The sequence below is a fragment of the Lelliottia sp. 489 genome, from assembly GCF_050435885.1.
In the GTDB taxonomy this organism is placed as follows: Bacteria; Pseudomonadota; Gammaproteobacteria; order Enterobacterales; family Enterobacteriaceae; genus Enterobacter; species Enterobacter nimipressuralis.
On sequence record NZ_JBNDLC010000002.1, the window covers coordinates 358256 to 382496 of the forward strand.

The following is a 24241-nucleotide window of genomic DNA, read 5'->3' on the forward strand; positions in this document are numbered from 1 at the left end:
AGGCCTTGTGGTCTAACTTTCTACCAATTCCATGGCCGCACATGCTAACATAGCCAAATAAGATAGATAACGATAATTACTATCATTATCAAATCATGGATGTTGCTATGTCGTCTTCCTCTTTGACGGTGCGCGCCGCTGCCGTGCCCGTTTTATTGTTGTTACTCATTCTTGCTGTTGCACTCAGCCTGCTGGTTGGCGCGAAACCGCTGCCCGCATCCACGATCGTCGATGCCCTGTCCGGTACCTGCCAACGCGCAGACTGCATTATTGTGCTGGACGCCCGTCTGCCGCGCACCCTTGCCGGGCTGCTGGCCGGTGCGGCGCTTGGCCTCGCCGGTGCGCTGATGCAAACCCTGACCCGCAATCCCCTCGCCGACCCGGGTATTCTCGGCGTTAACGCCGGTGCCAGTTTTGCTATCGTCCTCGGCGCGGCGCTGTTTGGTTTTTCCTCCCCCGGCGAACAACTGCTGATGGCCTTCTGCGGCGCCCTCGCCGCGTCCTTGCTGGTGGCCTTTACCGGCAGCCAGGGCGGCGGCCAGCTTAGCCCGGTCCGTCTGACGCTGGCGGGCGTGGCGCTCGGCGCGGTACTCGAAGGTCTGTCCAGCGGCATCGCCCTGCTCAACCCGGACGTCTGGGATCAGCTGCGCTTCTGGCAGGCCGGTTCGCTGGATATTCGCACGCTACAAACCCTGAAAGTGGTGACGCTGCCGGTGCTGATCGCCGCCGCCATCGCGCTCTTCTCCAGCCGAGCGCTGAACAGCCTGAGTCTCGGAACAGATACCGCCACCGCGCTCGGCAGCCGCGTGGCGCGTACGCAGCTGCTCGGTTTACTGGCGATCACCGTGCTGTGCGGCAGCGCAACGGCAGTCGTCGGCCCGATTGCCTTTATTGGCCTGATGATGCCGCACATGGCGCGCTGGATTGTCGGGTCCGATCACCGCTGGTTGCTGCCGGTCACGCTGCTCGCTACGCCGACGCTGCTGCTGTTTGCCGATATTCTGGGCCGCGTGCTGGTACCGGGCGAACTGCGCGTCTCGGTGGTCAGCGCCTTTATCGGCGCGCCGGTGCTGATTTTCCTGGTTCGACGCCAGCGCGGAGGTGCCCTGTGATGGCCCCGTCCCGACGTTTAGTTTTCTCCTGCCTGCTGCTGGTGGCCGCCAGCCTGCTGATTGCCGTCTGGAGTCTGCGCAGCGGCGCCGTGACCCTCGATTTCAGCCAGGTGTTTAACGCCCTCACCGGCAGCGCACCGCGCAATATCACCATGGTGGTGACGGAGTGGCGTCTGCCGCGCGTGATAATGGCGATTCTGGTCGGCGCCGCGCTGGGTGTGAGCGGCGCAATTTTCCAGTCTCTGCTGCGTAACCCGCTCGGCAGCCCGGACGTGATGGGCTTCAACACCGGGGCGTGGAGCGGCGTGCTGGTGGCGATGGTGCTGTTTGGTCAGCATCTGACGGCGATTGCGTTTGCGGCGATGGCAGGCGGTATTCTCACCTCGCTGTTAGTCTGGGCGCTCGCCTGGCGCAACGGCATCGAAACCTTCCGCCTGATCATTATCGGCATCGGCATTCGCGCCATGCTGATGGCCTTCAACACCTGGCTGTTGCTGCACGCCTCGCTGGAAACGTCCCTCTCTGCGGGGTTGTGGAACGCCGGTTCGCTCAACGGCCTGACGTGGGCCAAAACCCTGCCCGCCACGCCGATTATCGCCCTGATGTTTATCTGTGCCTGGCTGCTGGTGCGCCGAATGCGGCTGCTGGAGATGGGCGATGACAGCGCCTGTGCGCTGGGCGTCAGCGTGGAGCGTTCGCGCCTGACCCTGATGCTGGTCGCCGTGGTATTAACCGCCGCCTCCACCGCCATCGCTGGCCCAATTTCGTTTATTGCTCTGGTCGCTCCGCACATTGCGCGACGCATCAGCGGCACCGCGCGCTGGGGCGTAACCCAGGCAGCCCTGTGCGGCGCATTACTTTTACTGGCCGCCGATCTTTGCGCCCAGCAGCTGTTTATGCCTTATCAACTTCCGGTGGGCGTGGTGACCGTCAGTCTTGGCGGGATTTACCTCATCGTCTTGTTAGTCCAGGAGTCCCGCAAGAAATGAATGCCATCACCTCCCGCTTGCGCGGCGAAAAACTGACCCTCGGCTACGGTAAAAAAATCGTGGTCGACGACCTGAGCGTCTCGATTCCTGACGGCCATTTCACGGCGATTATCGGCCCGAACGGCTGCGGAAAATCGACCCTGCTGCGCACCCTGAGCCGCCTAATGACGCCCCAGCACGGCAGCGTGTTTCTCGACGGCGAGCAGATCCAGAGTTTTGCCAGCAAAGAGGTCGCGCGTCGGATTGGTCTGCTGGCGCAAAACGCCACCACGCCGGGGGATATCACGGTGCACGAGCTGGTGGCTCGCGGACGCTATCCGCATCAGCCGCTGTTTACCCGCTGGCGCAAAGAGGATGAAGAGGCCGTTGCGCGCGCGATGCAGGCGACAGGCATTACGGATCTGGCGACGCAGAGTGTCGATACGCTGTCCGGCGGCCAGCGGCAGCGCGCGTGGATTGCGATGGTGCTGGCGCAGGAAACCGCGATCATGCTGCTCGACGAGCCGACTACCTGGCTGGACATCAGCCATCAGATTGATCTACTGGAACTGCTGAGCGATCTGAATCGCACCCAGGGGTATACGCTCGCGGCAGTTTTGCACGACCTCAACCAGGCGTGCCGCTACGCCACGCACCTGATTGCCCTGCGCGACGGGAAGATTGTGGCGCAAGGAGCGCCGAAAGAGATTGTCACGCCGGAGCTTATCGAGCGGATTTACGGCATGCGCTGCATGATTATTGACGATCCGGTGGCGGGTACGCCGCTGGTGGTACCGTTGGGGAAACGCGCGGTCTGACTCCTCTCATTTCTGCCCTCTCCCTGAGAAGAGGGCAGAAACCGGTGCTTACCCTAAAATGCCCTTCAACACCGGCCCAATCTGCTCAAACGCCTGCGGAGAGATAATATCCACGTGGGCGCAATCCTGGCGATAGACCTCCAGCTCACTCACCCACGGGGCCCACGCCTGCTGCGGGTCCATGGTGCGCGTGCGTTCGGCGACAAACAGCGTCGCTTTGCCGTCAAAGCGTGAACTGTGGGCCGTGGTCAGCAGTCGCACCGCATCGGCGTAGTTCCCTTCGATAGCGCTAAACAGCTCGCCGGACGCCTGCCCCTGCTGGGCCGCCATGAACGCTTCGCGCTCGCGTTCGATCTCTGCCAGCACTTCCGGGTCCAGCCCGTTAGCCTCTTTTTCCGCCCAGTTTTGCGTCTCCGGCGGCCAGGTATCCAGCAGGCCGAGGAACGCCACCGCTTCGCCCTGCTCACGCAGACGTGCCGCGATACCCTGTGCAAGCGTTCCGCCGAGCGAGTACCCGAACAGATAGTAGGGTCCCTTCGGCTGCTGAGTGCGTAGCGTCTGCAGATGATGTTCGATCACCGCATCGAGCGTCGCGCCCTGCGCCATCGGGCCATCTGGCCTTGGCGACTGGATACCGGTAATTGACCAGCGCGGGCTGAGGTAGCGCGCCAGCACGCTGAACTGCCAGGCAAAACCGGACGCAGGATGGAAGCAGAACAGCGTCGGGCCCGTACTTTGGCGCAGCGGAAGGAGGGTTTCGTACCCCAGACGCTGAGCCTGCTCGTCGCTGATGGTCGACTCCAGCAGCGTGCTGAGCTGATTAACCGTCGAGGCGACCATAATCTGCCCCGGCGTGACTTTGCGGGAGAACGCACGACTGAGCTGCGCCGCGAGACGCATCGCCAGCAGCGAGTGGCCGCCGAGGGCAAAGAAATCCGCTTCGATATCATTTACTTCGCAGCCGAGTAGCGAGGAGAACGCCTGCGCCACTGCAATTTCAGTGTCCGATTCCGGCGCGCGGCCCGAAGCTTTGCTGGTTAACTCCGGCAGCGGCAGTGCTTTGCGGTCGAGCTTCCCGTTGGCACTCAGGGGCAGTTCGCTGATTTGCAGCAGCACCACCGGCACCATATGCGGCGGAAGCTGCGCTTTGAGTGCTTCGAGCAGCGCATCGCGATCCAGCGGCAGGCCGGATTCGGAAACGACGTAACCCACCAGTTGGCGCGCATCGCCACCCGTGGCGGCCGCCTGATTAAAGACGCAGGCATGGGCCACCGCCTGCGCCACGTCAGGCAGCGCCTGCATCGCGCGGTCGATTTCACCCAGCTCAATACGCTGGCCGCGAATTTTTAGCTGATCGTCGCTACGCCCGAGGTATTCCACCGCGCCGTTGTCCAGCCAGCGGGCGACATCACCGGTACGATACATCCGCTCGCCCGGCGCAAAAGGATCGGCGATAAAGCGACTGGCGGTCAGATCCGGACGACCCAGATAGCCCTGCGCCAGCTGGATGCCCGTCAGATAGAGATCGCCCGCCACCCCGAACGGCACCGGGCGCATCATGGCGTCCAGAATCCGCAGGCCGGTATTCCACACCGGGAAACCAATCGGCACGCTGTTGCCTGACACCGCCGCCAGCGCGTCGCCAAAGGCCGGATACCAGCTCACGTCCACTGCCGCTTCCGTCGGGCCATACAGGTTATGCAGCGGCGCGTGCGTGAGCACTTCCCACTCGCGGCACAGATCTGTCGGCAGCGCTTCCCCGCTGCAGAACACCTGCTTCAGACTCGCGCAACAATGTGCATTTTCCGGCGTTAACGAGGCGACAAATGCCGCCAGCATCGACGGCACAAAGTGCGTGGTGGTCACGCCGTAGTGGGCAAAGAAGTGCTGCATCGCCAGCGGATCGCGGTGGGCGTCCGGTTCGGCCATCACCAGTTTTGCCCCGGCAATAAACGGCCACCAGAACTCCCACACGGAGACGTCAAAGCTGCACGGCGTTTTCTGTGCGACCACATCCTGCGCGCCCAGCGGGTAGTGGTTTTGCATCCAAAGCAGGCGGTTAACGATGGCGGTTTGCCCGACCATCACCCCTTTTGGACGTCCGGTCGAACCGGAGGTGAAAATAATATAGGCCGTCTGTTCCGGCGTGCTCAGATTCAGCGGTTCACTGCCGTTCGCAGGCAGCAGCGCGTCGTAGCACAGGCTATCAAGGCCCGGCACGTCGCTAAAGCGCGGGAGCTGATCGTCGGTGGTGATGAGCAGCGATGGGCGCGCATCTTCCAGCATCATCCGCAGACGGTCGTCGGGATAACCCGTATCGAGCGGCAGCCAGGCGGCTCCGGCCTCGACAATCCCATGCAGCGCCAGAGTCAGGAAGACCGAACGCGGCAATGCCACCGCCACGCTGTCACCGGGTTTAACCCCGCGTTCACGCAGCAGCGTCGCCAGCGCGATGACCTGCTCGCGCGTCTGACGATAGCTCAGCGCATGGTGGGCATCCGCCAGCGCCGGGGCGTCCGGCGTTTTGTGCGCCTGTTCCGCCACCAGCGCGCTCAGGGTGGTCGCCTTGAGCATCACGCCGGTGTCGTTGATCTGCGCCAGCTGCTGATACTCCGCTTCCGAGACGGTTTCCGCCTCGCCGCAGCCGAGTGCCGGATTGGCGGAAAACTGCGCCATCAGCGCATTCAGGCGCGCCACGTGGCGGGTGAGCGTTGCCTGGTCATAGCGCTGTTTGTTCGCCAGAATTTCAATGCTCAAACCGCCCTGCTCGTCCGGGAACAGCGCCAGTTCGAGATCGTTCACCGGGCCGGTCGCCAGCGTATGGGTGACAGCCTCAACGCCATCAATATCCAGCTGATAATCAAAGACCTTCACGTTCAGCACCGGGCCAAACAGCGCTTCGTCTCCTGCGGCACGACCGCTGTCGCGCACAATCTGCTCGGCGTCGTAACGCTGATGGCGGCGCATCTTTTTCAGCTGATTCGCCAGGCGCAGGGCCAGCTCCGGCAACGTGTCCTGCGGGTTAATGTTGACCGCCATCGGCAGCACGTTCAGCACCGGGCCGGTGGCGGTGAGCGCCGCCGATCCCATGCGACGCATAAAGATAAAGCCCGCCGCGTAGTCCATGCGTCCGGTTAAACGCCCGAGCCACAGGGCCACCAGCGCGAGGGCCAGATCCGTGCGCTGCACCTGCGGGCAGGAGGCCGTCAGTTGGCTAAACGCGCGACGATCGGCGACCAGCTTCAGGCGTAAAATATCGGTCGTGGCAGCACGCCCCGGCAGCGGCACGGGGGAGAGCGAAACGGGCGGCGGCAGCTGTTTACGCTGCTCGGCCCAGAATGCGCCGTCGCGCTGAAAGGCGTCGCTGTCGCGATAGCGCTGATACTCTTCCACCACCTCGGCAAAAGGTGTGAACGGCGTGGGCGGTGTCGGCTCGCCTTTCGACCAGGCTGCGTAAATGGCGGCGATCTGGCGGGTAATCGCCGGGAAACTGAAGCCATCAACCACTAAGTGGTGATAGCGCTGATACCAGTACCAGCGGTGATTATCTACCTGAATCAGGCACTGAAACGCCAGCGGCTGGCCGCTCTCGACGCGCAGGTTTTGCTGAAGATCGGCCTCCATCAGCGCCACGGCGGCGGCATGGGGATCGACGCTGTCGCGCAGATCGACCCGTTGCGGCTCGGCGAACGTCATGGCGTCATCGATCCACTGCCACACTTCGCCGTTGTCTTCGCTAAAGCGCGTGCGCAGCGTGTCGGCTTGCATCATGCCTTCGACAATCGCTTTCGCCAGCAGCGGCGCGTTAATTTCGCCTTTCAGTTCAACGTAGTGCGCCACGCTCCAGGCATTAGGCAGCGTGGAGAGCTGTTCTGCCATCCAGATACCCGGCTGGGCGGCCACGAGAGGAAGATGCGTGCTCATACGTTCTCCTCGGCAAAAAAGGACGGGATCAGCGTCTGCCAGTTTTCTGCCAGCCAGTGCTGGCAGGCCTCCTGGGATTGCGGGGCGCACACTTCACGCCAGCCCGCAGGCTGTGCGCACTGCGCGGGCCACAGGCTGTACTGACCGTTTTCGTTTTGCAACACAGAGAACTGCCCTTGCGGATTGTCGAAGGGATTACTGAATTCCATACCAAACTCCTGTCGAAAAAAATCGCCTGCCTGGCGTTAGTGAATGAGTGGCTGCCAGAGGGTGATAAGCCCCTGCGTCAGCCCGCCACGCCAGCAAAGCGCATCATGTCCGCCGTCAACCTGACGCCAGAAAATCGACTGCTGTGTGTGTTGTAGTTGGGCGTAAATGGCCTGATTGGCCCGGAAAATCAGCGGCTCGCGCTGGCCCGCCTCAAGAACGATGCGAAGGTTTTGCGCGGATTTTTCACCCGCTTTGAGTTGTTCGATAAGCAGCCCGTCCTGCTGCGCGCCGCGATGCGGCCACCAGTAGGAGCCCGACTGGCTGAGCACGCAGCCAAAACGCTGCGGCCAGTTAAGCCCGGCGTACAGAGAGGACAGGCCGCCAAAGCTTTGCCCGGCGACGACCGTGTGGTCAGCTCGCGGGCTGAACGGCGCGATGGCGTGAATCTGCGGGAGTAATTCTTCCTGCACCGCCAGCCAGAAATCGGGGTTGCAGGGCAGCTCGCGGCTGCGATGGGCGGTATCGATCACATCAATGAGCACGTAGACCGCAGGAGGCAGTTGCCCCTCGTTTGTCAGCGCCGTCAGGGCGGGCCAGACAGGCATACTTTCAGCCCAAAACTGGCCATCGAGAAGAATTGCCAGCGGGCGCTCGGCTGCGCTCTCCTCGCCCGTGGTGAAGATCCACACCCGGCGCGAATTCCCCAGACGCGGGCTGTACCACTGAATGCAGTGCGGCGCAGAATACGGCGTTTCGGGATGACTCCAGCCTGGCTGAACGGGCGCATTCGGCATCTCCAGCGCCGACACCGGATGGCCGCGTCCGCCGCGCCAGCTCTGGGCATTCAGCGGATCGGCAATCGCGTTTGGCAGCAGTTTGCGCCAGCCCTCACGCAGCGCCATGCGATCGGGCGCGTCGGCGGTGAAGACGGTTTCGTCGAAATCCTGGGCGTTATCGGAGGGAATAAAACAGTAGCTGCCGCGCCACTCAGGGCTGAATTCCCCCTGCCACTGCCAGACGTCGGTGTCGGGAAGGCGCGTGAGCGACTGGGGACGCGCATTTTGATGGTGATCCGTGACGCCGGTGATGTAGATCCACACCCGCTGCACCGTCGAGGTGAGTTGCGTTCCGCCGGGATCGCGCCACCAGAAAGTGACACGATAATTATCCCCTTCGCGGACCGCTTCCGGCCCTTTTTTTGACTGCCACCAGGCATCACTTCCCGTTGTTAGCGCCGTCACCCGTTTAACCTCATGTTTTTCGCGTCTTTTTTGTTATATGACAAAAATTATTGATAATATTATTGATAACTATTTGCATTTGCAATAGCGTAGTGCCCGCGCTGTGGGAAGCGCGCTCATAAAATAACCATGCCACGCATTGTGTGCGCTCGAGGACAGGGCTGCTTACGCAACGTGCCGGTGATAATTCATGCCGCCTCCTCTCCCGTTAGGGAATGGAGCCAAGGGGACGCGGCAACGAAAAGCAGGACGTACAATGAATAAGAAGATTCACTCCCTGGCCTTGCTGGTCAATCTGGGGATTTACGGCGTGGCCATGCCAGCCATGGCAGACGACAAAACCACCAGCAGTGCCGCGCACGAAGATACTATGGTGATCACCGCCGCCGAGCAAAACCTGCAGGCGCCGGGCGTTTCAACCATCACGGCCGATGAAATTCGTAAAAATCCTCCCGCTCGCGACGTGGCCGAAATCATTCGTACCATGCCGGGCGTTAACCTGACCGGTAACTCCACCAGCGGTCAGCGCGGTAACAATCGCCAGATTGATATTCGTGGCATGGGCCCGGAAAACACCCTGATTCTGATCGACGGCAAACCCGTCACCAGCCGTAACTCCATCCGTCTCGGCTGGCGCGGCGAGCGTGATACGCGCGGCGACACCGGCTGGGTACCGCCTGAGATGATCGAGCGCATCGAAGTCATTCGTGGCCCGGCGGCGGCGCGCTACGGTAACGGCGCAGCGGGCGGCGTAGTGAACATCATCACCAAGAAATTCGACAACCAGTGGCATGGTTCGTGGAACTCCTACCTGAACGCGCCGGAGCATAAAGACGAAGGCTCCACCAAGCGCACCAACTTCAGCCTGAGCGGCCCGCTGGGCGGCGATTTCAGCTTCCGTATGTTCGGTAATCTGGACAAAACCCAGGCCGACGCATGGGATATCAACCAGGGCCATCAGTCCGACCGTACCGGAATGTATGCCGATACCCTGCCGGCCGGTCGTGAAGGCGTGGAAAACAAAGATATCAACGGCGTGGTGCGCTGGGACTTCGCGCCAATGCAGTCTCTGGAATTTGAAGCGGGCTACAGCCGCCAGAATAACCTCTACGCGGGCGATACCCAGAACACCAACAACGACAACAGCTCGAACGGGCTGGTGAAGAAGAATTACGGCAAAGAGACCAACCGTATTTACCGACAGAACTGGGCGGTGACCTGGAACGGCGGCTGGGATAACGGCGTGACCACCAGCAACTGGGCGCAATACGAGCACACCCGTAACTCGCGTCTCGGCGAAGGGCTGGCGGGCGGTCTGGAAGGGCTGTTCAACAGCGACAAATTTACCGATACGGATCTCTCCGACGTCACCCTGCACAGCGAAGTTAACCTGCCGTTCGATTTCCTGGTCAACCAGAACCTGACTCTGGGGACCGAGTGGAACCAGCAGCGCATGAAGGATTACGCCTCTAACTCCCAGACCCAACAGGGCGGCGCGATCCCTGGCATGAGCGACGATCGTAGCCCGTACTCGAAGGCGGAGATCTTCTCCCTGTTCGCCGAAAACAACATGGAGCTGACCGACAGCACCATGCTGACCCCGGCGCTGCGCTTCGATCATCACACTATCGTGGGCAACAACTGGAGCCCGTCCCTGAACCTGTCGCAAGGTCTGGGGGATGATTTCACGCTGAAGATGGGTATCGCCCGGGCGTATAAAGCGCCGAGCCTGTACCAGACCAACCCGAATTACCTGCTCTACAGCAAAGGCCAGGGCTGCTACGCCAGCGGCGACGGCGTCGGCTGTTACATGATGGGTAATGACGATCTGAAAGCCGAAACCAGCATCAACAAAGAAATTGGCCTCGAGTGGAAACGCGACGGCTGGCTGGCGGGTGCAACCTGGTTCCGTAACGACTATCGCGACAAAATCGAAGCGGGCTATGCGCCAATCGGCCAGACCTCTACCGGCAAAGTCTCCACCGATATTTACCAGTGGGAAAACGTGCCAAAAGCCGTCGTAGAAGGGCTGGAAGGCTCCTTGAACGTGCCGGTGACGGATGCGATCAACTGGACCAACAACATCACCTACATGCTGCAAAGTAAGAACAAAGAGACCGGCGATCGTCTGTCAATCATCCCGGAGTACACGCTGAACTCAACCCTGAGCTGGCAGGTACAGCAGGATGTGTCGGTGCAGTCGACCTTCACCTGGTACGGCAAGCAGCAGCCGAAGAAATACAACTACAAAGGCCAGCCGGTGAGCGGGTCTGAAAAAGACGAAGTCAGCCCGTACAGCATCGTGGGCCTGAGCGCGACCTGGGACGTGACCAAATACGTCAGCCTGACCGGCGGCGTGGATAACGTCTTCGACAAACGCCAGTGGCGTGCAGGTAATGCCCAGACCACCGGGAATGCCACCACGGGCGCGTACATGTACGGTGCAGGTGCTTACACCTACAACGAACCGGGTCGCACCTGGTACATGAGCGTTAACACCCACTTCTGATAGACTGTAAGCCCTCTTCCATCGAAGGGGGCTTTTTCTATCAGGGGGACCGATGCACACCACACACAGCCTGCTGACACTCGGCGGCGTCTCGCTGCACCGCATTGATTTCGATCCCACCACCTTTGATCACGCCGATCTGCTCTGGCTGCCCCATCACGCCTACCTCAGCCACGCCTCTGCCAAACGCAAAGCGGAACACCTCGCCGGACGCATCGCCGCCGTCCAGGCGCTACAGCCCTTTGGTATCACCACGGTGCCCGGTATCGGCGTGAACGGCGAACCGCTGTGGCCAACCGGTTTTGCGGGCAGTATTTCTCACAGCGGCACCCAGGCGCTGGCGCTGGCGGTGCGCCGCGACAACGCGCTGGTGGGGATTGACTGCGAAACGCTGATTGCAGAAAAGGAAGCCGTAGAGATTCAGGAGGGGATTATCAACGAGCAGGAAAAACGTGTTCTGCTGGGCGCGGGATATCCGTTTGCCCTCGCCCTGACGCTGGTCTTCAGCGCCAAAGAGAGCCTGTTTAAAGCCCTGTTCCCGCGCGTTAACGCCTATATGGGTTTTGACAGCGCCTGCGTGACGGCGATGACTCGCAGCACGCTCACCCTGTCGCTGGCTCGCCCGCTGGCCGGTTTTTCGCACAACCACGCTTTTCACCTTCACTGGTGCCAGCAAAACGTCGACGTGATAACGCTGCTCTGCGAATAAATCGCCTCAGCGTTAACCCGCCTTCCCTGTTACTTTCAAAACCCGCTATTTATTTCTTCGTTAAATAACATGGAGCCGACCGGGCAGTTTAGCGGGGAATTTCCTCCGCAACCCCTTGCCTGAACGCTTCCAGTCGCTGGATCTGGCGCCCTTCGCTGTCGAAGTTCTCCGCCGCCAGCCACGCGCGCAGTTCGGCGTCGCGCTCCGGCCACTCGGTATTAATGATGGAAAGCATATCGCTGTCGCGGTTGCGCCCTTTGCGGATCAGTTTTTGCCGCAGCCGCCCTTCCCAGACAAACCCCAGCCGCTCTGCCGCGCGCCGCGACGCCACATTCATCGAATCGCATTTCCACTCCACGCGGCGGTAGTGATGTTCGAAGGCATTTTGCAGCAGCAGCCAGACCGTTTCCGTTCCCATGGGAGAGTTTTTCATCTGACGCGACCAGGTCACGTGGCCAATCTCCACCGACCCCATCAGCCGCTCAATCGCCATATAACTCACCACGCCAACCGCACGCTCTGAACGTAGATCAATGACCGCGTAAGGCACCAGAGCATCGTCCATCACCTTGCCCAACAGCCAGTGCGCGGTGGCGTTGACGCTCTCCGGCTGCGTGCTGGCAAGCCAGGTCCAGTCGCTGTCATCGCCCAGGGCATACGCGTCAAACAGATCCACGGCGTGCCGCGCGGCGTCCAGCGGCTCCAGACGGCAGAATCGCCCGTTCAGCGGCGTGCGGCGCAACACCGAAGCACCTTTCCAGTGGGGAACAATATCGTTTACGACTTGACCATGTTGATTAATTTCCGGCACGCCCGCGACTCCCTGATATGTAATGCAATTGTTATATCAGGACAAAAAGCAGGCGAAAAGCCCTGCGTGAAGGAAAGCGCTTAATAGCCAATCTGCATGCGTTATATCCCCATGGCATAAGCAAAGCAGAATTTAGACTTTGAGGATTTTCACGGCAGGCCTAACGTAGCGATGCCAAAAACAATCACAACACATTTTCTTTCAGGGATCGCTATGACGAAAAAACTGCTGCCGTTACTGGTATTGGCCGCGCTGTCAGCCGCCGCCAACGCCGCTACTCCGCCGAATACGCTGGTTGTCGCTCAGGGGCTTGATGATATCGTCAGCCTCGATCCCGCAGAGGCCAACGAGCTTTCCAGCATCCAGACCGTGCCGAGCCTGTACCAGCGTCTGGTGCAGCCCGACCGCGATAATCCGGCAAAAATCTCCCCAATTCTGGCGGAAAGCTGGGAAGCAGACGCAGCAGCGAAAACCCTGACCATCAAACTCAAGCCTGACGCCAAATTTGCCTCCGGCAACCCGCTGCGCCCGGAAGATGTGATTTTCTCCTACACCCGCGCCATCACCCTGAACAAATCCCCGGCCTTTATTCTGAACGTGCTGGGCTGGGAGCCGGGTAATATCGCCAGCCAGCTGAAAAAAGTGGATGACCACACGCTGCAACTGCACTGGACGGCTGACGTCAGCCCGGCGGTGGCGCTGAATATTCTCTCCACGCCGATTGCCTCTATCGTCGATGAAAAGCTGGTTTCAGCGAATGTGAAAGACAACGACTTCGGTAATACCTGGCTGAAAATGCACTCGGCGGGCAGCGGCGCGTACAAAATGCGCGTCTACCAGCCGCATCAGGCCATCGTGCTGGAAGCTAACGACACCGCCCCTGGCGGCGCGCCGAAGCTCAAAAGCATCATTATTAAAAACGTCCCGGACCCGGCCTCTCGCCGTCTGCTGATTCAGCAGGGTGATGCGGATGTGGCCCGCGATCTCGGCGCAGACCAAATCAGCGCGCTGGAAGGCAAAGCGGGTGTGAAGGTATTAAGCATCCCGTCTGCCGAGCAGAACTATCTGGTGTTTAACGCCGGAAACAGCGCGAACCCGCTGCTGAACAACCCGGCGTTCTGGGAAGCGTCGCGCTGGCTGGTGGATTACGACGGTATCACTAAGGATCTGCTGAAGGGCCAGTATTTTGTGCATCAGAGCTTCCTGCCGGTCGGGCTGCCGGGCGCGCTGGAGGATAATCCATTCAAATTCGATCCGGCCAAAGCGAAAGCGATCCTCGCCAAAGCGGGTATTAAAGACGCGCACTTCACGCTGGACGTGGAGAACAAACCGCCGTTTATCACCATCGCGCAGTCAATGCAGGCGAGCTTCGCCCAGGGCGGCGTGAAGGTGGATCTGCTGCCTGCTGCGGGCAGCCAGGTGTATGCGCGCGTGCGTGCCAAACAGCATCAGGCGGCGATTCGCCTGTGGATCCCGGATTACTTCGATGCGCACTCCAATGCCAGCGCCTTTGCCTGGAACGACGGAAAATCCAGCACCGTGGCCGGTCTTAACGGCTGGAAAATCCCCGATCTGACCAAAGCCACGCTGGCCGCCGTGGCCGAGCCCGATCCGGCAAAACGCCTGGATCTGTACACCAAAATGCAGCAGGAGTTGCAGCATAATTCGCCGTACGTGTTTGTCGATCAGGGCAAAACCCAGATCGTGGTGCGCGATAATGTGAAGGGGTACCAGCAAGGGCTGAATGCCGATATGGTCTGGTACGATAAAGTGACTAAATAATCTGCCCTGATGACCGGGTGGGGTTCGCCTCACCCGGCCTACAACACAGTGAAACGTCGGCCCGGCCAGCACAACGCCGCCGGGCAAAAGGAATAACGCTCTCTCCATGCCACCTCTATCTTCCCACGTGATGCGTGTTGTTCAGGGCCTTTTCACCCTGCTCCTCACGCTGTTCGGGCTGCTGCTCGTCACGTTTGCGCTCTCCGCTTTTTCCCCCGTCGATCGCGTCTTGCAGATCGTCGGCGATCACGCCAGCCAGTCGACGTACGATCAGGTTCGTCACCAGCTTGGGCTGGATCAGCCCCTGCCGGTGCAGTTTTGGCATTACCTGCTGAACCTGTTTCACGGCGATCTTGGCACCGCCAGCGCTACCGGACAGCCGGTATTGCAGGATCTGCTGCACGCATTTCCCGCCACGCTGGAACTCGCCACGCTGGCGCTGATTATCGGCTCCGTGCTTGGGATTATTGCGGGCGTGCTGTGCGCGCGTTTTGCCGGTTCGCCGCTGGATCTGATCATCCGCACCCTCACCCTGCTCGGTAACTCGGTGCCTGTTTTCTGGCTGGGGCTGCTCATGCTGGCGCTGTTTTACGCGAAGCTGCAGTGGAGCGCCGGGCCGGGCCGGTTGGACGATATCTGGCAATACACCGTGGAGCCGCGCACCGGTTTTGCGCTGATCGATACCTGGCTTTCAGGGGACCGCGAGGCGTTTAAAAATGCCGTCAGCCACCTGGTGCTGCCGGTGCTGCTGCTGGCCTACTATTCCCTGGCGAGCATCACTCGCCTGACGCGCTCGGCGTGTCTCAGCGAAATGAACAAAGAGTACATCCTGCTCGCGCGCACCAAAGGTGCCGGAGAGATGGCCATTCTGCTGCGCCACGTGCTGCCCAATATTCGCAGCACGCTACTGACGGTGATCGCGCTGGCTTACACCAGTATGCTCGAAGGGGCTGTGCTGACCGAAACCGTCTTTTCATGGCCGGGCATTGGCCGCTATCTCACCACCGCATTATTCGCGGGCGATACCACCGCCATCATGGGCGGTACGCTGGTGATTGGCGTCTGTTTTGTGCTGATAAATAATCTGACCGACCTGCTTGTGCGGGCCACCGACCCCAGGGTGCGCTAATGCCTTTTTATCTTTTTCTGCGCCGACTGCGCCGCTCTCCCGCTGCGTTCTGCGGGCTTATCGCAATCGTTCTGTTGCTGCTGATCGCGCTGCTTGCTCCATGGCTCGCTCCGCTCGACCCGAACTGGCAGAACGCGGCAGCACGCCTGCAGGCACCGAACGCCACGCACTGGCTCGGCACGGACAGTTTCGGGCGCGATCTGCTCTCACGCCTGATCTACGGCAGCCGTCCCGCTCTTGGGCTGGTGGCGCTGGTGACGATCATCACCCTGCCCACCGGGCTGCTGATCGGGATTTTGTCAGGCTACTACGGCGGCTGGCTGGAGCGTGTGCTGATGCGTTTTACCGACGTGGTGATGTCGATGCCACGCCTGATCCTCGCCTTTGCCTTTGTCGCCATGCTCGGCCCTGGCCTTGTGAACGGCGCGCTGGCGCTGGCGCTCACCACCTGGCCGGCCTATGCGCGTCAGGCCCGGAGTGAAATTCAGCGTCTGCGTCACAGCGATTATCTGGCGGCTGCCGAGATGATGGGCATTCGCGGCGGGCGTCTGTTGCTTGGGCATATTCTGCCGCTCTGCCTGCCGTCAGCGATTGTGCGACTGGCGCTGGATCTGGCGGGCATTATTCTGGCCGCCGCCGGGCTGGGCTTCCTGGGTCTGGGCGCGCGTCCGCCGATGGCCGAATGGGGCGCGATGATTGCCGACGGCATGCAGGTGATTTTCGATCAATGGTGGATCGCCGCTATTCCTGGCGGCGCGATCCTGTTCGCCAGCCTGGCGTTTAATCTGCTGGGCGACGGCCTGCGCGACATTCTGGAGCCGCAACATGACTGACTCCCGCGTTATCGTCGATGCGCTGAATATCGACTACCCCGCCGCGCGTGTGGTGAACAACCTGAGTTTTACTCTCGGCAACGAACGGCTGGCGTTAGTGGGCGAATCCGGCTCCGGTAAATCCATGTCGGCCAGGGCGCTGATGGGGCTGGTGCGCAGGCCCGGCGTGGTCAGTGCCCGGCAGCTTAACGTGCTGGGCCACGATCTGCTGACCCTGAATAATCGCGGCTGGCAGCGCCTTCGCGGCAACGGCATTGCGATGGTGCTGCAGGACCCGCGCTATGCGCTCAACCCGGCCAAAAACGTCGCCGCGCAACTCGAAGAGTCGCTGACGCTGCATCAGTCTCTCTCCCGCAAGGAGCGGCAGGAGCGTATTCGCGACATCATCCACGCCGTCGGGCTGGAGCAGAGCGTGTTGACGCGCTATCCCGGTGAACTCTCCGGCGGGATGGGCCAGCGGGTGATGATTGCCATTGCGCTCATCAACAATCCGCAGGTGCTGATTGCCGATGAACCCACCTCGGCCCTCGACGCGCGTCTGCGCAATCAAATCCTCGAACTGCTGGTGAAGCAGTGCGAAGAGCGTCAGATGGCGATGTTACTGATTAGTCACGATTTACCGCTGGTGGCTGAACATTGCGACCGAGTGCTGGTGATGTATCAGGGCGAAAAAGTCGATGAGATGGCCGCGCGGGAACTGCCGCAGGCCACGCATCCCTACACCCGCACGCTGTGGACCTGCCGCCCGGATGCCAGCACCTATGGGCAAATGTTACCGACGCTGGATCGCAAGGAGATACACCATGGCACTCGTTGATGTCCGTCAGTTGCAGGTGTCGTTCGGCGAAAAAACGGCGGTATCGTCGGCCAGCTTTGCCATCGAAAAAGGGGAAACCTTCAGCCTTATCGGGGAATCCGGCTGCGGAAAATCAACCATTCTGCGCGTGCTGGCCGGGCTACAACGCCAGTGGCGCGGCGACGTGACGCTGCTCGGGGAAAAACTGAAACCCGACGCCCGGTTTACCGGCGCGCTGCGGCGCAACGTGCAGATGGTGTTTCAGGATCCATGGGCGTCCCTGCATCCGAATCACACCCTTTCACGCACGCTGACAGAGCCGCTAAAAATTCACGGTGAAACACAGATTGCAGAGAAAGTAGCCGACGCGTTGCAGCAGGTGGGGCTGTCGGCTGACGCGGGCCAGCGTTATCCGCATCAGCTGTCTGGCGGCCAGCGTCAGCGCGTGGCGATTGCCCGCGCCCTGTTGCTGCGCCCCCAGCTCTTGCTGCTGGACGAACCAACCTCGGCGCTGGATATGTCGGTGCAGGCGGAGATCCTGAATCTGCTGAACCGCCTGAAACAGCAGCACGGTATGACCTATCTGCTGGTGAGCCACGACGCGGATGTGATTGCGCATATGTCAGACCGCGCGGCGTTTATGGCGCACGGCGAGATTCAACGGGTCTTTGATCGTGAAGCGATGCGAAACGGCGAGCACCGGATGGGGTAGGTTTCATGCGGGCCAGTGTGTGCTCTTTCGGGCTGGCTACCGCCCGGCAGGTGTTTTCTGGAAAGCGCCTCGCAAATCGAAAAGTAACCTTGTGAAACTCAGGGTTTAGCCTTTTATTTGCCCTTCCTCGGTCGTAAAGTGCCTGCGTTGCGGTTTATCCGCGACCGGGCGTAGGAACCCGTTGGCATAAAGCGATAACTTTTTTCGCGACAGCGCATACCCCGTTAACTTACGGTGGCGCTGGCGGAGCAGCAAACGCTGGCCGTTTTCTTTGTGCACGGTATTCCTACCTCCGTCAGCGCTGCCCCTCCCTGAGCGCAGGGACTTACAGGGTGGTCAATTAATTTCATGCATAATGAGGATGCCAAATGGCTACTATCCCAACCCTGTTTTACGCGCAATCTGACGAAAGCGTTATTCAGCAGCTTCTCAACGCCCCGCTCCCGCAAACGGCGGATTTATTCCAGGTGGCCGATCTCTGCGCCTCATTTGTCTGCGTGCTGGTCGAAACCCACGACAGCAAAACGCGCGAGGCCTTGTGCGAGCGTTTACTGCAAGCGCTCAACCAGCTGCGCGAACTGTGCGATAAAGATCTTCCACCGTACCTGATTGAGCAACTGATCAAAGGCGAGAAAATCAGCTCAAACGTGCCGGATCTGTGGCAAGAAACCGCCACGCTGTTGGATTACATTCAGGCGCTAACGAACGCTATTCTGGCAGGGACTCTGCCACCGAATGTGGCAAAAGAGTTAACGGGGCTGCTGCATGATATGGTCTGGCTGCTGACCGATTTTGTGAAGGAGCCGTACATCACGGCGCACTGAGGCAGGAGTGAGGCCGAAATTCTGCTGATGAATGGCACAGAATTTCGGCACAGGATCACTTGAGGAGTTTCACCGTGGCCTCGATGTCGATCTCATCTTCAGAGAAGATCAGCGTCGTCCCCTGGAAGGTGGTGATCGCCAGTTTCTTCACCGAGCGCATCTCACCCGGTTTCGCCGCAGATTTCGGACGAATATTGTTCAGCAGCAGGCCAACGGACAGGATCGCATTTTCTTTATCGATGCCCGAGTCCGCAGGCACTTCTTCGCTGTAGACCAGGAAAGATTTAATCGACGTCAGCTTAATGCGCTCGCCCGCGATATAGATGTATTTGCTTTCCGGCACCACTTTCACCGCATACGCGGACAAGCCTTTGTTGTTGGTCGTCGGTTCAAACGTGACCGCCGCATCTTTCTTAATCAGCTCAGGATTGGCAACCTTGATCACATGAAAATACCGGTTGTCACCGTTTTCATCTTTGATAAATCCAAAGCCTTTATCTTTAAACCACGTTGTGATCGTTCCGTTCATCGCCATTACCGCCTGATTAATCGTTTATCAACACAAATTTTGCAGCGCGCAGTGTAAAGCACATTGCCTGCGCAGACTACGTCTTTGGGTTAAGTCTGGACGATAAATTTGTGGGATGCGAGTCCATTACCCGGTGGGGAAGTTGCTAACACGGGCCTACGTACCGCTTCGGTATTAGCCTGGTGAGGTGTAACCCTCAACCGGCGTTTCCTCTCTGGAATGCGCCTCGCAAATCAAAGATTAACTTTAAAAAATAGGTAGTTATCGATTTACTCGCCATTACACTGATGATGTTTTCGCGAAGTGCCGGGCAGATAGAATCTGCTGTAAAGGCGTTTATCTTGTAAATCGTAACTTATAGGATACAATAAATGAGTGTTAATCACAGGCTACAATCATGCCGATAGTGAAGCACTATAAAACGGCTGACGATCGTAACCCTTTTGACGAGTACTTTCGCAGTATCAAAGACCCGATAGCCAAAGCCATGATAGCGACACGCATCGCCCGAATGGCAACCGGAAACTACGGAGATTGTAAAGTGTGTCGCGACGGTATATCAGAGTTGCGTATCGCTCAAGGGCCGGGGTATCGGGTGTATTTTAGTTATGTAACAGATTCCAGTGATGGCAGCGTAAATCTGGTGTTGTTGTGCGGGACAAAGAAGAGTCAAAACGCCGATATTACTACTGCGTTAATCTATCTTAACGACTACAAAGCAAGGTAATGAGAGGAAATAATGGCTAAATCCTTTCTCCACGATGATGCGATGGTACAACTGCTGAAAGACGATCCGGCATTTGCCCCTGTCTATCTTCACCAGGCATTAATTGAGATCGATGAAGAAGGGGGTTACGAGGCATTCATGCTGGCACTACGCCACGTTATTGAAGCCACTGGAGGCATGACTGCTGTCGCGAAGCGCGCGGGGGTTTCCCGTGAATCGCTCTACAAATCACTCTCTCCAAATGGGAATCCGTCTTTTAAACGCGTAGCCGCGCTGGCATCTGCTACCGGTTACCCTATTTCACGCATAGCCACCGCATCGGCCTAATCAGTGCCGCAAATCACGCCGCTTGCAGGAGATGTCTATACTCATTTCATCCCCGCAACCGGAGCGCGCCATGCCCCTACCCGACTTCCATGTATCCGACCCTTTTACGCTGGGTATTGAACTCGAACTGCAGGTGGTGAACCCGCCGGGGTACGATCTCAGCCAGGACTCTTCGGCGCTGATTGCCGCCGTGAAAAACGATATCAAAGCCGGTGAGGTCAAACACGATATCACCGAGAGTATGCTCGAAATCGCCACCGGCGTGTGCCAGGACATTCATCAGGCGGCAGCGCAGTTTTCCGCGATGCAACAGGCGATCCTACGCGCGGCGGCGGATCAGCATATTCAGATCTGTGGCGGCGGCACGCATCCGTTTCAGAAGTGGCAGCGTCAGGAGGTGTGCGACGACGAGCGCTACAACCGCACGCTGGAGATGTTTGGCTATCTGATTTTGCAGGCGACGGTTTTCGGCCAGCATGTTCACGTCGGCTGCCGAAACGGTGATGAGGCGATTTACTTGCTGCATGGCCTTTCGCGCTTTGTGCCGCACTTTATCGCCCTCTCCGCCTCGTCGCCTTACATGCAGGGCAGCGATACCCAATTCGCCTCCTCGCGGCTCAATATTTTCTCGGCGTTTCCGGATAACGGCAAAATGCCGTGGGTGAATAACTGGCAGGAGTTCGAAGGGCTGTTTCGCCGCCTGAGCTATACCAGCACCATCGACAGCATCAAAGATCTGCACTGGGACATCCGCCCCAGCCCGCATTTTGGCACCGTTGAGGTGCGGGTGATGGATACGCCGCTGACCCTGGCGCACGCGATTAACATCGCCGGGCTGATTCAGGCGACTTCGCACTGGTTGCTAACCGAACGTCCGTACAAGCACCAGCCGCAGGATGCCCTGCTCTATAACTTCAACCGTTTTCAGGCCTGCCGCTATGGGCTGGATGGCCTGTTAACCGACGTGAACAGCGGCGAACAAAAAACCATTGCCGAGGATATCGCGTGGCTGCTGGAGCGCGTCGCGCCATCAGCCGATAAGGTGGGCGCGACAAGCGCGATTGCGGAAATTGCCCTGATGTTAAAACAGGGCAAAAGCGAGGCGCAGCGGATGCGGGATTTTATCGCCGACGGCGGTTCGCTGACCTCGCTGGTACAAAAACACTGCGAGCTGTGGACTACTCACCCGTAAGTGAGTGCCCCCACTCGCGCAGACGCTGGAACAGCACGAACAGCGCCGGGATAAAGACAATCCCGACCACGGTCGCCACCAGCATCCCGCTGAATACCGTGGTCCCGATGATGCGGCGGCTCTGCGCCCCCGCACCGGAGGCCAGCATCATCGGCAGCACGCCGATAATAAAGGACACGGCGGTCATCATCACGGCGCGGAAGCGGCGCGACGCCCCTTCGCGGGCGGCATCGACAATCGTCATGCCGTCGATGCGCCGCGCGCGGGCAAACTCGACGATCAGAATGGCGTTTTTGGCCGCCAGGGCGATAAGCAACACCAGCCCAATCTGCACGTACACATCGTTGGCAAAGCCCGCAACCCACAGCCAGACCAGCGCGCCGCCGATGGCAAACAGCACCGAGAGCATCACGCTTGCGGGCAAGGTCCAGCTTTCGTACTGCGCCACAAGGAACAGCCACGCCATCACCACCGCCGCCAGCACAATCCAGATCGCCTGATTGCCCGTCTGCTGCTCCTGATACGACATACCGCTCCACGCGTAGTCATACCCGGCGGGCAGAGTATCGTTCAGCAACTGGCCCATCGCCGCCATTGCCGTACTGCTGCTCACGCCCGCCGCCGCTGAGCCGCTCACCGACACCGACGGGAACTGGTTGTACTGCTGCACAAACGGCGCACCGACGGTCGGGGTGATAGTCACCAGATTGCTCAGACGCACGCGCTCGCCGTTATTGCTGCGCACATAAAGCTCACTGATCTGCTCCGCACGCTCACGCCACTGCATCTCGTTTTGCATCACCACATGGTAAACGCGATTGTTAATGCTGAAATCCCCGGCGCGCGTGCCGCCAAAGGCGGTTTGCAGGCTGCTGAAGATGCGGCTCACGGGCACATCCAGCCGTGCTGCGCGCTCGCGATCCACCTCAAGGGTCAGCTGCGGTACGTTGCTGCTCCAGGTGGTAAACACGCGGGTGAGTTGCGGATGCTGGTTGGCTTTCGCAAGCACCTCGCGGGTGACGCGCTCCAGCTCCGCCGGGCTTTGACCTGCCTGGGCCTGAATACGCAGATCGAACCCGGAGGCATTACCCAGCCCCGGCAGCGTCGGCGGCGCGAAGGTCATGATGGTCGCTTCCGGCAGGGCCAACAGCTGACCTTGCAGCCCGCCCATCACCTCGTCGAGCGGCGGGCGCTCACTCCAGTCTTTCAGCATCACCGAGATAAATCCGCCGTTCGAGGCGCTGGTGCCATTGAGAATATTAAAACCCGATACCTGAATGACATCCGCCACCGCCGGATTGGCGGCAATCAGCTCGCGCGCCGTCGTCATCACCGCTTCGGTGCGCTCCAGGGATGCCGCCTCCGGCAGCTGGACGCTGGCGAAGAAGTAGCCCTGATCTTCCTGCGGCAGGAACCCTTTTGGCATGGCGGTAAAACTCAGCGCCACGATGGCCGCCGCACCGGCAGTCGCCAGCAGTGCCACCACAGGGCGACGGTTAAAGACCTCCACCAGACGGGTGTAAGCCTGCCGCGTGGCGTCCAGCGCGCGGTTAAAGCCGCGGAACACCGCCGTAGGACGCCCGACGCGCGGGCGCAGCAACAAGGCGCACAGCGCCGGTGTAAGCGTCAGGGCCACAATACTTGAAAGGGTTACGGCGGTGGAGAGCGTGACCGCAAACTGGCGATACAGCTCGCCGACAATCCCCGGCAACAGCGCCACCGGCACGAACACCGCCAGCAGCACAAGAGTGGTAGCGATCACCGGCCCGGCAATCTGACGCAGGGCGTTGGCCGTCGCCTCCGTGCGGCTTTGCCCTTCCGCCATCAGCGTTTCGACGCTCTCGACCACCACAATCGCGTCATCCACCACCATGGTGAGCGCCAGAATAATGGCGAACAGACTCAGGGTGTTCGCCGAATAGCCGAGCGTGTAGAGCACCGCGAAGGTGCCAATCAGCGACACCGGGATCGCCAGCACCACAATCAGCGTCGCACGCCAGCTTTGCAGAAACAGGGAAACCACCACCACCACGGCAAGCAGCGTCAGGGCCAGTGAGACACCAATCTCTTTGATGGTCGCCGCCACAAACTCGGTGGTGTCGAATTTCACTTCCCACGTCAGATCCGCCGGGAAGCGTGTGGCGAGCCGCTCAAGCTCGCCGCGCACCGCTTCGGCCACGCGCAGGGCATTGGCCGACGGCGTCGGATAGATGCCTAAGTACGCCGAATCGTGACCGTTCAGCTGCGCGCCAGAACTGTAACTGCGTGATCCCAGCTCGATCGTTGCCACGTCTTTCAGGCGCACCAGTTGCCCCATGTCACCGGCGCGGATAATGATATCGCCAAAGGCGTCGGCTTCGTTGAGACGCCCCAGCCCGTTGATAGTGAGCGTTTGCTGCTGCCCGTTGAAGACCGGCGGCGTTCCCACCTGGCCTGCCGCGCCCTGCACGTTCTGCTCGTGCAGCGCCTGGGCCACATCATCCGTGGTGACGTTGAGAGCGTTCATACGATCCGGACGAAGCCAGATGCGCATGCTGTAGTCGCGCGCGCCAAACAGCTGGACCTGCCCGACGCCCGGCAGGCGTGCCAGGGCTTCGCGCACCTGAGTGCTGGCGTAGTTGCTGACAAACAGCGTTGAATGGGTACCTTCCGGTGAGTAAAGACTTACCCCCATCATCAGGTTGGTGGCGCGTTTTCGCACCTGCACGCCGTTTTGCTGCGCCTCGGCGGGCAACTGCGCCAAAGCCTGCGCCACGCGGTTTTGCACATCAATCGCCGCCAGATCCGGGTCGGTGCCTGCGGCAAAGGTGATGTTCAGGCTGTAGGCGCCTTCATCGGAGCTGGTCGATTCCATGTACAACATGTGATCCACGCCGTTAAGCTGGGTTTCCAGCGGCGTGGCGATGGCTTCTGCCACATCTGCCGCGCTGGCACCCGGCCAACTGGCGCTCACATTCACCACCGGCGGCGTGATCTGCGGGTACTGCTCCACCGGAATTAGCCTCAGGGCGATGGCCCCAAGCAGGGTGATCACCAGCGCAATCACCATCGCAAAGCGCGGGCGTTTGATAAACAACGTCAGCATGGT

The 24241-nt window shown here is 59.9% G+C and carries 19 protein-coding genes and 1 pseudogene; 14 read left to right on the forward strand and 6 right to left on the reverse strand.

Translation table 11 applies throughout. From position 1 onward, the window contains the following. The first annotated feature begins 107 nt into the window (after positions 1 to 107). From fepD to fepC, 3 genes are read left to right on the forward strand one after another with little or no spacing between them, the layout of a single operon-like run. On the forward strand, positions 108 to 1112 hold the full coding sequence (fepD, locus tag ABIE11_RS09750; RefSeq protein ID WP_123429307.1) for a Fe(3+)-siderophore ABC transporter permease: 1005 nt from the start codon (positions 108 to 110) through the stop codon (positions 1110 to 1112). Further along, a complete protein-coding gene (gene fepG / locus ABIE11_RS09755) occupies positions 1109 to 2101 on the forward strand; it encodes an iron-enterobactin ABC transporter permease (protein ID WP_429184399.1) in 993 nt (330 codons plus the stop codon). Before fepD ends, fepG begins: the two co-directional genes overlap by 4 nt. Beyond that, complete coding sequence (fepC, locus tag ABIE11_RS09760) at positions 2098 to 2898, forward strand: iron-enterobactin ABC transporter ATP-binding protein (protein ID WP_100777277.1); 801 nt, start codon at positions 2098 to 2100, stop codon at positions 2896 to 2898. Before fepG ends, fepC begins: the two co-directional genes overlap by 4 nt. A gap of 48 nt (positions 2899 to 2946) precedes the next feature. Here the strand turns inward: fepC and entF are convergent, their stop codons facing one another. The 3 genes and pseudogenes from entF to fes form a co-directional block, all read right to left on the reverse strand. Continuing rightward, positions 2947 to 6822 (reverse strand): enterobactin non-ribosomal peptide synthetase EntF, encoded by a 3876-nt coding sequence (entF, locus tag ABIE11_RS09765; RefSeq protein ID WP_429184400.1) that lies wholly within the window; start codon positions 6820 to 6822, stop codon positions 2947 to 2949. After that, positions 6819 to 7031 (reverse strand): MbtH family protein, encoded by a 213-nt coding sequence (locus tag ABIE11_RS09770; RefSeq protein WP_100777279.1) that lies wholly within the window; start codon positions 7029 to 7031, stop codon positions 6819 to 6821. Before ABIE11_RS09770 ends, entF begins: the two co-directional genes overlap by 4 nt. Positions 7032 to 7067: 36 nt before the next feature. Continuing rightward, positions 7068 to 8279: pseudogene (fes, locus tag ABIE11_RS09775) on the reverse strand (enterochelin esterase); the annotation flags it as partial. Between the two features lie 250 nt (positions 8280 to 8529). Here fes and ABIE11_RS09780 point away from each other — a divergent pair. Together ABIE11_RS09780 and entD are read left to right on the forward strand one after the other, a co-directional pair. After that, positions 8530 to 10782, forward strand: coding sequence for a TonB-dependent siderophore receptor (locus ABIE11_RS09780; RefSeq protein WP_429184401.1), 2253 nt, complete (start codon positions 8530 to 8532; stop codon positions 10780 to 10782). 52 nt (positions 10783 to 10834) lie between these two features. Next, a complete protein-coding gene (gene entD, locus ABIE11_RS09785; RefSeq protein WP_429184402.1) occupies positions 10835 to 11491 on the forward strand; it encodes an enterobactin synthase subunit EntD in 657 nt (218 codons plus the stop codon). 88 nt (positions 11492 to 11579) lie between these two features. On the opposite strand, the gene ABIE11_RS09790 is transcribed toward entD, so the two are convergent. Continuing rightward, on the reverse strand, positions 11580 to 12302 hold the full coding sequence (locus ABIE11_RS09790) for a GNAT family N-acetyltransferase (RefSeq protein WP_429184403.1): 723 nt from the start codon (positions 12300 to 12302) through the stop codon (positions 11580 to 11582). 213 nt (positions 12303 to 12515) lie between these two features. Here ABIE11_RS09790 and ABIE11_RS09795 point away from each other — a divergent pair, with 213 nt between their 5' ends. From ABIE11_RS09795 to ABIE11_RS09820, 6 genes are all read left to right on the forward strand, one after another. Beyond that, a complete protein-coding gene (locus ABIE11_RS09795; protein WP_429184404.1) occupies positions 12516 to 14084 on the forward strand; it encodes an ABC transporter substrate-binding protein in 1569 nt (522 codons plus the stop codon). A gap of 106 nt (positions 14085 to 14190) precedes the next feature. Beyond that, entirely contained in the window at positions 14191 to 15213 is a 1023-nt protein-coding gene (locus tag ABIE11_RS09800) for an ABC transporter permease (protein ID WP_429184405.1), read from the forward strand. Then, a complete protein-coding gene (locus ABIE11_RS09805; protein WP_429184406.1) occupies positions 15213 to 16046 on the forward strand; it encodes an ABC transporter permease in 834 nt (277 codons plus the stop codon). The genes ABIE11_RS09800 and ABIE11_RS09805 overlap by 1 nt, the downstream gene beginning before the upstream one ends. Then, the gene (locus tag ABIE11_RS09810; RefSeq protein WP_429184407.1) at positions 16039 to 16863 is read left to right on the forward strand and encodes an ABC transporter ATP-binding protein; all 825 of its coding nucleotides are present in this window, start codon (positions 16039 to 16041) and stop codon (positions 16861 to 16863) included. Before ABIE11_RS09805 ends, ABIE11_RS09810 begins: the two co-directional genes overlap by 8 nt. Continuing rightward, positions 16850 to 17554, forward strand: a complete 705-nt coding sequence (locus tag ABIE11_RS09815) for an ABC transporter ATP-binding protein (protein ID WP_429184408.1) — start codon at positions 16850 to 16852, stop codon at positions 17552 to 17554. The genes ABIE11_RS09810 and ABIE11_RS09815 overlap by 14 nt, the downstream gene beginning before the upstream one ends. Positions 17555 to 17922: 368 nt before the next feature. Beyond that, a complete protein-coding gene (locus ABIE11_RS09820) occupies positions 17923 to 18378 on the forward strand; it encodes a hypothetical protein (RefSeq protein WP_107704087.1) in 456 nt (151 codons plus the stop codon). A gap of 55 nt (positions 18379 to 18433) precedes the next feature. Here ABIE11_RS09820 and ABIE11_RS09825 read toward each other — a convergent pair whose 3' ends face one another. After that, the gene (locus tag ABIE11_RS09825; RefSeq protein WP_107704088.1) at positions 18434 to 18913 is read right to left on the reverse strand and encodes a cold-shock protein; all 480 of its coding nucleotides are present in this window, start codon (positions 18911 to 18913) and stop codon (positions 18434 to 18436) included. A gap of 391 nt (positions 18914 to 19304) precedes the next feature. Here ABIE11_RS09825 and ABIE11_RS09830 point away from each other — a divergent pair, with 391 nt between their 5' ends. The 3 genes from ABIE11_RS09830 (at position 19305) to ABIE11_RS09840 (ending at position 21153) form a co-directional block, all read left to right on the forward strand. After that, the gene (locus ABIE11_RS09830; protein ID WP_100777290.1) at positions 19305 to 19634 is read left to right on the forward strand and encodes a type II toxin-antitoxin system RelE/ParE family toxin; all 330 of its coding nucleotides are present in this window, start codon (positions 19305 to 19307) and stop codon (positions 19632 to 19634) included. A gap of 12 nt (positions 19635 to 19646) precedes the next feature. Continuing rightward, positions 19647 to 19961 carry a DNA-binding protein gene (locus ABIE11_RS09835; RefSeq protein WP_429184409.1) on the forward strand — a complete coding sequence of 105 codons (315 nt, stop codon included), beginning with the start codon at positions 19647 to 19649 and terminating at the stop codon, positions 19959 to 19961. A gap of 70 nt (positions 19962 to 20031) precedes the next feature. Further along, positions 20032 to 21153, forward strand: a complete 1122-nt coding sequence (locus ABIE11_RS09840) for a YbdK family carboxylate-amine ligase (RefSeq protein ID WP_100777292.1) — start codon at positions 20032 to 20034, stop codon at positions 21151 to 21153. Here ABIE11_RS09840 and ABIE11_RS09845 read toward each other — a convergent pair. Then, the gene (locus ABIE11_RS09845; RefSeq protein ID WP_429184410.1) at positions 21140 to 24238 is read right to left on the reverse strand and encodes an efflux RND transporter permease subunit; all 3099 of its coding nucleotides are present in this window, start codon (positions 24236 to 24238) and stop codon (positions 21140 to 21142) included. The genes ABIE11_RS09840 and ABIE11_RS09845 overlap by 14 nt on opposite strands. Positions 24239 to 24241 lie beyond the last annotated feature (3 nt).

What these genes read in the sequence shown, in the direction of transcription:
- ABIE11_RS09815 (WP_429184408.1), top strand. Translation starts at nt 16,850, where the DNA reads ATGGCACTCGTTGATGTCCGTCAGTTGCAGGTGTCGTTCGGCGAAAAA.
- ABIE11_RS09770 (WP_100777279.1), bottom strand. Translation starts at nt 7,031, where the DNA reads ATGGAATTCAGTAATCCCTTCGACAATCCGCAAGGGCAGTTCTCTGTG.
- ABIE11_RS09825 (WP_107704088.1), bottom strand. Translation starts at nt 18,913, where the DNA reads ATGGCGATGAACGGAACGATCACAACGTGGTTTAAAGATAAAGGCTTT.
- entF (WP_429184400.1), bottom strand. Translation starts at nt 6,822, where the DNA reads ATGAGCACGCATCTTCCTCTCGTGGCCGCCCAGCCGGGTATCTGGATG.
- fepD (WP_123429307.1), top strand. Translation starts at nt 108, where the DNA reads ATGTCGTCTTCCTCTTTGACGGTGCGCGCCGCTGCCGTGCCCGTTTTA.
- ABIE11_RS09795 (WP_429184404.1), top strand. Translation starts at nt 12,516, where the DNA reads ATGACGAAAAAACTGCTGCCGTTACTGGTATTGGCCGCGCTGTCAGCC.
- ABIE11_RS09840 (WP_100777292.1), top strand. Translation starts at nt 20,032, where the DNA reads ATGCCCCTACCCGACTTCCATGTATCCGACCCTTTTACGCTGGGTATT.
- ABIE11_RS09780 (WP_429184401.1), top strand. Translation starts at nt 8,530, where the DNA reads ATGAATAAGAAGATTCACTCCCTGGCCTTGCTGGTCAATCTGGGGATT.
- ABIE11_RS09810 (WP_429184407.1), top strand. Translation starts at nt 16,039, where the DNA reads ATGACTGACTCCCGCGTTATCGTCGATGCGCTGAATATCGACTACCCC.
- entD (WP_429184402.1), top strand. Translation starts at nt 10,835, where the DNA reads ATGCACACCACACACAGCCTGCTGACACTCGGCGGCGTCTCGCTGCAC.
- ABIE11_RS09835 (WP_429184409.1), top strand. Translation starts at nt 19,647, where the DNA reads ATGGCTAAATCCTTTCTCCACGATGATGCGATGGTACAACTGCTGAAA.
- ABIE11_RS09845 (WP_429184410.1), bottom strand. Translation starts at nt 24,238, where the DNA reads ATGCTGACGTTGTTTATCAAACGCCCGCGCTTTGCGATGGTGATTGCG.
- ABIE11_RS09805 (WP_429184406.1), top strand. Translation starts at nt 15,213, where the DNA reads ATGCCTTTTTATCTTTTTCTGCGCCGACTGCGCCGCTCTCCCGCTGCG.
- ABIE11_RS09830 (WP_100777290.1), top strand. Translation starts at nt 19,305, where the DNA reads ATGCCGATAGTGAAGCACTATAAAACGGCTGACGATCGTAACCCTTTT.
- ABIE11_RS09820 (WP_107704087.1), top strand. Translation starts at nt 17,923, where the DNA reads ATGGCTACTATCCCAACCCTGTTTTACGCGCAATCTGACGAAAGCGTT.
- ABIE11_RS09800 (WP_429184405.1), top strand. Translation starts at nt 14,191, where the DNA reads ATGCCACCTCTATCTTCCCACGTGATGCGTGTTGTTCAGGGCCTTTTC.
- fepC (WP_100777277.1), top strand. Translation starts at nt 2,098, where the DNA reads ATGAATGCCATCACCTCCCGCTTGCGCGGCGAAAAACTGACCCTCGGC.